Here is a 6,888-nt window from a genome sequence, read left to right as displayed (position 1 = left end):
TAGATAAATTATTTTAGCAACGTTTATATTTTTTATTTTAACCAATTAAACTACTTAAACACCCTGCAGCTAATGTCCATTAGCTGCAGATCATGACAATATCAGACACTAATCTCCCAGGGATCGACAGATATTATAAGTATCCTGCAAAACCGGTCCATTCAATTTTAGAGGTCTTCCGATATGCGCGAAAAGCGGACACCTTCACCGAAGACCTTCAGTCCTGTGGAATCAATCACCAGATGCGCGATTTCACCTCGGGTGGGCGTTTGGAGCTATCAACCATTAGAAGGTTCTTGGAAACACCCTCATAACTGAAGCAAAAGTTTATCCACGCAACGATATTTGATATTGTTTCAGTATCACATAACGAGATCATAATGATGATGTCAGGTCTTGATGGTGGAAATTTCATCCTCAGCTCGATGGCTAAGGAAAGAGTCAAATCAGGCATACTTGATAGAGCGATGATAGATGGCTCTAAGGGCGAGTATACCGTGATTTTTGATGGTTAAGAGTGGAAAAGCCATTAGTCTTGTGCAGCTCAAGACAGCCTTACGAAGCACGCATCTTCAAAAGTATTGATGGTGCTGTAGCTGAACTACTACGCATAGGCTTAAGTGAAGCTTCAATCAAAAACACCACAAAATCGAACGCTAAATAATCAGGTGTAAAATGGATATTCAAAAAGAAACGATTTTTTCAGAAGTTGAAACTGCAAACAGTAAACAACTTGCCGTTTTAAAAGCTCACTTCCCTCAGTGTTTTGATAAAAACGGGGCTTTCATTCAAGAAAAACTGCTTGAGATCGTAAAATCGTCGGATGTTGAGCTTTCAAAAGAATCGTACAGTTTGAACTGGCTTGGTAAGTCTTATGCTCGTCTATTAGCTAACCTTCCGCCGAAGACACTGATGACCGAAGATAAAGAACATAATCAGCGCGAAGAAAACAAAAACAGTAAGAATATGTTAATAAAAGGGGACAATCTAGAAGTATTAAAGCATATGGTTAATGCTTATGCTGAAAAGGTGAAAATGATTTACATTGATCCCCCATACAATACAGGTAAGGATGGATTCGCCTATAACGATGATCGCAAGTTTACACCTGAACAGCTTTCTGAACTGGCAGGTATCGATCTTGATGAAGCTATCCGTATACTTGATTTCACTATAAAGGGGTCAAGTAGTCATAGTGCATGGCTGACGTTTATCTACCCTCGCCTCTATATTGCTCGTGAACTTATGAAAGAAGATGGGACTATTTTTATCTCTATTGATCATAATGAGTTCAGTCAATTAAAACTTGTTTGTGATGAAATTTTTGGTGAGCAAAATTATGTTGGGGATATTGTTTGGAAAAATGCAACCGATAACAACCCGTCAAACATAGCCGTAGAGCATGAATATATTATTGTTTATGCTAAAAACAAAGAGCAGCTTGAAAGTGAATGGAAATCGAATATTTCAGATGTTAAGGATTTACTTATCAACATAGGTAAAGAATTCACATCAAAATATTCAGGTGATGAACTTAAGGAAAAATATACCCAATGGTATCGTGAACATAAATCTGAATTATGGCCTCTTGATCGATATAAATATATAGATAAAGATGGCGTTTATACTGGTAGCCAAAGTGTACACAACCCCGGAAAAGAGGGGTATAGATATGATGTTTTACATCCAGAAACTAAAAAACCATGTAAACAACCCCTCATGGGATATCGTTTTCCATCAGAGACAATGGACAGGCTTCTTTCAGAAGAAAAAATTATCTTTGGTGATAATGAAAACAAAATTATAGAGCTAAAGGTTTATGCTAAGGATTATAAACAAAAATTAAGTTCTGTTATTAATCTTGATGGTCGTACAGCAACGAATGAACTGAAAGAGTTATTTCCCGAAATGACTCAACCATTTACAAATGCTAAAACAATAAAACTGGTAGAAGATTTAATCTCTTTCGCATGTGATGGAGAAGGTATTGTTTTAGATTTCTTCGCTGGTTCAGGAACAACTGCACATACGGTGCTTAATTTAAATCATAAAAATAAAACATCTTACCAGTTCATTACTGTTCAGTTAGATGAACCAACAAAAGATAAATCCGATGCGTTAAAACATGGTTATAAAACAATTTTTGATTTAACAAAGGAACGATTAATTCGAGCTTCCCAAAAAAATGGATATCAAGGGTTTAAGATTTATCATTTAATGACTGATTTCCGTACAAAAGATGAATCTGAACTTACACTTTCTAACCTTAGCTTCTTTGATGATGCTGTATTAACTCAAGAACAGTATGACACCCTACTGACTACATGGTGTTTGTATGATGGAAGCTTACTAACAACACCAATTGAAGATGTTGACCTTAATGGCTACAAAGCGCACTTGTGCGATAGTCGTCTGTATCTGATTGCGCCTAACTTTACCAGTGAAGCACTGAAAGCATTACTTCAAAAGCTGGATTCAGACAAAGACTTTGCCCCTAACAAAGTCGTGTTTTATGGCAGCAACTTTGAAAGCGCAAAACAGATGGAACTCAATGAAGCACTAAAAAGTTATGCTAATAAAAAATCTATTGATTTAGATTTGGTGGTGAGAAACTAATCATGTCTAAAGGGTTCACATTCGAAAAGAACTTACCACATCAGAAGGCAGGCGTTGATGCGGTGATGAATGTTTTTGTTTCCGCCATACCTCATCAGACAGATAATGTTGCCATCCGCTTGTTAGCCAACCCTGAGCTAAGCCTTACTGAACAGCAATATTACAATAATTTGAAAAATGTTCAGGATTTTAATGGCATTGAGCATTCAAAACAGAATTACGATGCTAAAAGCAACGTCATTGATGTTTCTATGGAGACAGGGACAGGTAAAACCTACACCTACACCAAAACAATTTTTGACCTGAACAAATCATTTGGCATTAACAAATTTATAATTATTGTTCCTACACTATCAATCAAAGCCGGAACAGTAAACTTTTTAAAAAGTGATGCTTTAAAAGAACACTTTCGAGATGATTACGAGCGTGAACTAAAGACTTATGTTGTTGAAAGTCAGAAAAACTCTGGTAAAAACACAAAGTCGTATATGCCTCAAGCTATTCATGATTTTGTTGAAGCAAACAATTTTAATAAAAAATATATACATGTTCTTGTAATCAACTCAGGGATGATTAACTCCAAGTCTTTAACTGACACTTACGATGTTGGCTTGCTTGATAATCAGTTTAATACACCATTTGCTGCCCTTAGTGCGGTAAAGCCATTCATCATTATTGATGAGCCTCATAAATTTCCTACAGGCAAAAAAACATGGGAAAACATCGAGAAATTTAATGCCCAATATATTATTCGTTATGGCGCAACTTTTAGTGAAGGCTATAAGAACTTAGTTTATCGCCTGACAGCCGTAGATGCATTCAATGAAGATCTTGTTAAAGGTATTGATGCTTACATTGAAGATATTGTTGGTGATGGTAGCGCCAACCTCAAGTTCGTCAAATCTGACGGAAAAGAAGCCACATTTGAACTGAACGAAAATGGTAATAAAAAAACGTTCAAGTTAGCAAAAGATGAATCACTATCTAAAACGCATAGTGCGATCCATGATTTAACACTTGATGCTTTAAACAAGAGCACGGCAGTGTTGAGTAATGGTATTGAGCTAAAAATTGGTAGCTCGATAAACCCTTACTCTTACGATCAGACTCTTACTGATAACATGATGCGTAAAGCTGTAAAAGAACACTTCAAGTTAGAAAAAGAGTATCTGACACAAAGACCACGCATAAAGCCTCTTACTCTTTTCTTCATTGATGACATCGAAGGCTATCGTGATGGTAATGATATTGCCGGAAGCCTGAAAACTAAGTTTGAAGCGTTCGTTTTGGCAGAAGCTAATGAACTGTTAAAAACAGAGAAAGATGAGTTTTATAGAAACTACCTTGAAAAAACTGTTAAGGATATCTCTTCTGTTCATGGTGGTTATTTTTCAAAAGATAACAGCGATAAAGATGATAAAATTGAGCAGGAAATCAACGAAATCCTCCATGACAAAGAGCTTTTATTGTCTTTAGATAATCCTCGTCGTTTCATTTTCTCTAAGTGGACGTTGCGTGAAGGGTGGGATAATCCTAACGTTTTTCAGATTTGTAAGCTCCGTTCGAGCGGTAGCACTACATCCAAACTTCAAGAGGTAGGGCGTGGTTTACGTCTTCCTGTGAATGAATACATGTGTCGTGTGAAAGACCGCAATTTCACACTCAACTATTATGTTGATTTTACTGAAAAGGATTTTGTTGATTCCCTTGTCAAAGAGGTCAACGATAGCTCTTTCAAAGAAACCGTTCCGAGTAAGTTTACTCAAGAGCTTAAGGATAAAATCCTATCTCAGTATTCTAATCTTTCATCAAGGATACTCATGAACGAAATTTTTGACGCTCAAATCATTGATGAGAATGACAACTTTAAAGATTCTAATGCCTATACACGCTTAAAAGGTAAATACCCAGCGGCATTCCCTACCGGGGTTAAACCAAGCAAAATCAAAAAAGCCACCGATGGAAAAAGACGCACTAAAATGCGCGTTGGCAAGTTCAGTGAACTGAAAGAACTATGGGATTTAATCAATCAGAAAGCAGTGATTGAGTATAAAATAAACAGCGAAAGTGAATTCTTATCCATTTTCAAGTCATTTATGCTCGAAGAAACAGAAAGATTTACTAAATCAGGAGTTCATACTCGTATTGATAGAATTTACATTCATAATGATACGGCTATGTCAAAAAGCATCGTCAGTGATGATGATACTTTTGCCAAACTCAATACAATGAGCTATCGAGAATTTCTTGATAACTTATCACAAACTATTTTTGCTAAACATGATACCTTGCATAAGGTATTTTGTGATATAAAAGACTCTATCAATATTACTGACTACCTGAATATTCAAACAATCAGAAAGATTAAATCTGGTTTTAGCAAGTATTTGCTGAATAATTCTTTCAACAAGTTCAGCCTTGGTTACAATGTAATTTCAGGCTCTATGCATCCAACAAAATTCACGAACGCAGGCGGCGAGCCTCTAAATGAGGTATTATCAAGTTATCTTGGTGTGTTGCATGACAACACAAAACCGCCATTGGATTCTTATCTTTTTGAAGAAGTCTTTTATGACTCAGAGCTTGAACGGCTCAACATAACAGATGGAGAGATACAGTCTGTAGCTGTTTTTACAAAGATACCGAAGAATTCCATTAAGATCCCTGTGGCAGGAGGATACACGTATTCCCCTGACTTTGCTTATGTAGTCAAAACTACAAGCGGTGATTACTTAAACTTTATTATTGAAACAAAAAACGTAGACGGAAAAGATAGCTTGCGGCTTGAAGAGAAGCGTAAGATAGAGCATGCTCAGGTGCTATTCAATCAAATAAGCCAGTCCATTAAAGTTGAATTCAAGACTCAATTCGCTAATGACGAGATCTATGAGATAATAAAGAGCACACTACCATAATTTGTAGAAATAAAGGAGGCGCAAGCCTCCTTTATTAAGTTGTAATTATTGACAATAAATTATGAAATACTCAAGCCTACAAGAACACCGGTACATCTTTTTTAATTCGCACTCCTTGCAAGTTAGTCCGCTCTTGGCCCAAAGCCGACTGTTTGATTAGATCTCGCAGCTCATCAATAGTGTCGGATCGAGTCTTAGTTGGTACATCGCTTTTGTCCAGAAGTGCGTTAGAGCAAGTTGCTTGATTTGGTCACACCATAAAATTGGAACGGCTAGATTGTATTCTAACCTGAATTCTGCTTAAGCTATTGTTGAAATATTTTCTTCCGAATAGAAAATTTTCAGTGATGGCTTTTTCTCCTTAAGGCAGTAAGCAATCAATCCACTTAAAACAGTCAACAAAAACCCGGTTATACTTCGGTGACGGGAATGCTCTATTTGAGAAAGAGTTTTTAATTGTCCATTGATCGTTTCAATAATAAAACGCTTTTTAAGCATAAGCTTATCCCACTCAGCCAGTGCCTGGGCTTTCATGTTACGGCGCTTTTTCGTGATAAAAGTGAGCCCCCTTTGGGCTAAATCATCTGCCAATTCCTGACCCAGATAGCCTTTACCGCCATAAAGAGACCCCGTTAAATCTTTTGATAATTCGCGGACAAGCTCCCGATCACTCACATTACCGGGAGTCACTTTAAGGGCTAAAATTTCGCCAAGATGGTTAACAACCAAGTGTAATTTGAAACCATAGAACCACCCCATCGAAGTTTTTCCGCGTTGCGCGACACTCTGGTGGAAAACCTTATGGCGAGGAATACGGATGTTATGGCAAACGCGCAAACTCGTCGAATCGATAAAAGCAATATCTGTTGGTTTTCCTTTTAATTGAGTCAGATAACTCGATAATGGAACTAAAATGGAAGGAGCAACGCTGATAAAACGGGTATAACTGAGCAACGTGGGGAAGTCGCGGTGGTGGTATTGCCAAATATGCGCCAGATAAAAGTTTTTAAAATCCCGGTAATGCGACCGATGAAAGAGGATCAAAATCGTCATGATTTCACTGGGATACATGTGGCCTTGTCGACGACGCAGTCGGTCTCCGTTATTGAGGCAAAACTGCTCCCATTGCGGGATGAAAAGACGACAAAAATGGTGAGTAGACCTACCCAGTCACCCGGGCAGATCCCTCCTCAGAACCGGACATGCAGAACTACCGCATCCGGCTCCCGACAGACCCCAGTCGTCACACCTATTCAGCAAGAATTGAACCTTGAATGTGTTTTCCCTCGAGAGGGATACTTGAGCATGGTCAGGCTTGGATTTCGCTTTTGCCACGTTAACCGGCGACGTCCTCCTT

5 protein-coding genes and 1 pseudogene are annotated in these 6,888 nt (G+C 37.8%); 4 read left to right on the top strand and 2 right to left on the bottom strand.

Annotation, left to right across the window (positions count from 1 at the left end; all coding sequences use genetic code 11):
- Positions 1-200: 200 nt before the first annotated feature.
- Positions 201-272: pseudogene (locus ABLA85_RS15820) on the bottom strand (hypothetical protein); the annotation flags it as partial.
- A 108-nt stretch (positions 273-380) separates the two neighbouring features.
- Here ABLA85_RS15820 and ABLA85_RS15815 point away from each other — a divergent pair.
- The 3 genes from ABLA85_RS15815 (at position 381) to ABLA85_RS15805 (ending at position 5,531) form a co-directional block, all read left to right on the top strand.
- A complete protein-coding gene (locus ABLA85_RS15815; RefSeq protein ID WP_367965341.1) occupies positions 381-515 on the top strand; it encodes a hypothetical protein in 135 nt (44 codons plus the stop codon).
- A 160-nt stretch (positions 516-675) separates the two neighbouring features.
- Complete coding sequence (locus ABLA85_RS15810) at positions 676-2,616, top strand: site-specific DNA-methyltransferase (RefSeq protein WP_367965340.1); 1,941 nt, start codon at positions 676-678, stop codon at positions 2,614-2,616.
- A 2-nt stretch (positions 2,617-2,618) separates the two neighbouring features.
- A complete protein-coding gene (locus ABLA85_RS15805) occupies positions 2,619-5,531 on the top strand; it encodes a type III restriction-modification system endonuclease (protein WP_367965339.1) in 2,913 nt (970 codons plus the stop codon).
- Positions 5,532-5,831: 300 nt separating this feature from the next.
- On the opposite strand, the gene ABLA85_RS15800 is transcribed toward ABLA85_RS15805, so the two are convergent.
- Complete coding sequence (locus ABLA85_RS15800; RefSeq protein ID WP_367965342.1) at positions 5,832-6,701, bottom strand: IS982 family transposase; 870 nt, start codon at positions 6,699-6,701, stop codon at positions 5,832-5,834.
- Between ABLA85_RS15800 and ABLA85_RS15795 the strand changes: the two genes are divergently transcribed.
- The coding region (locus ABLA85_RS15795; RefSeq protein ID WP_367965338.1) for a hypothetical protein at positions 6,681-6,888 on the top strand (208 nt) is incomplete at its 3' end. The genes ABLA85_RS15800 and ABLA85_RS15795 overlap by 21 nt on opposite strands.

The organism is Xenorhabdus sp. SGI246, from assembly GCF_040838225.1.
In the GTDB taxonomy this organism is placed as follows: domain Bacteria; phylum Pseudomonadota; class Gammaproteobacteria; order Enterobacterales; family Enterobacteriaceae; genus Xenorhabdus; species Xenorhabdus indica.
The sequence above is the reverse complement of the archived record's forward strand: the minus strand, read 5'-3'. Positions and strand labels throughout refer to the sequence as shown.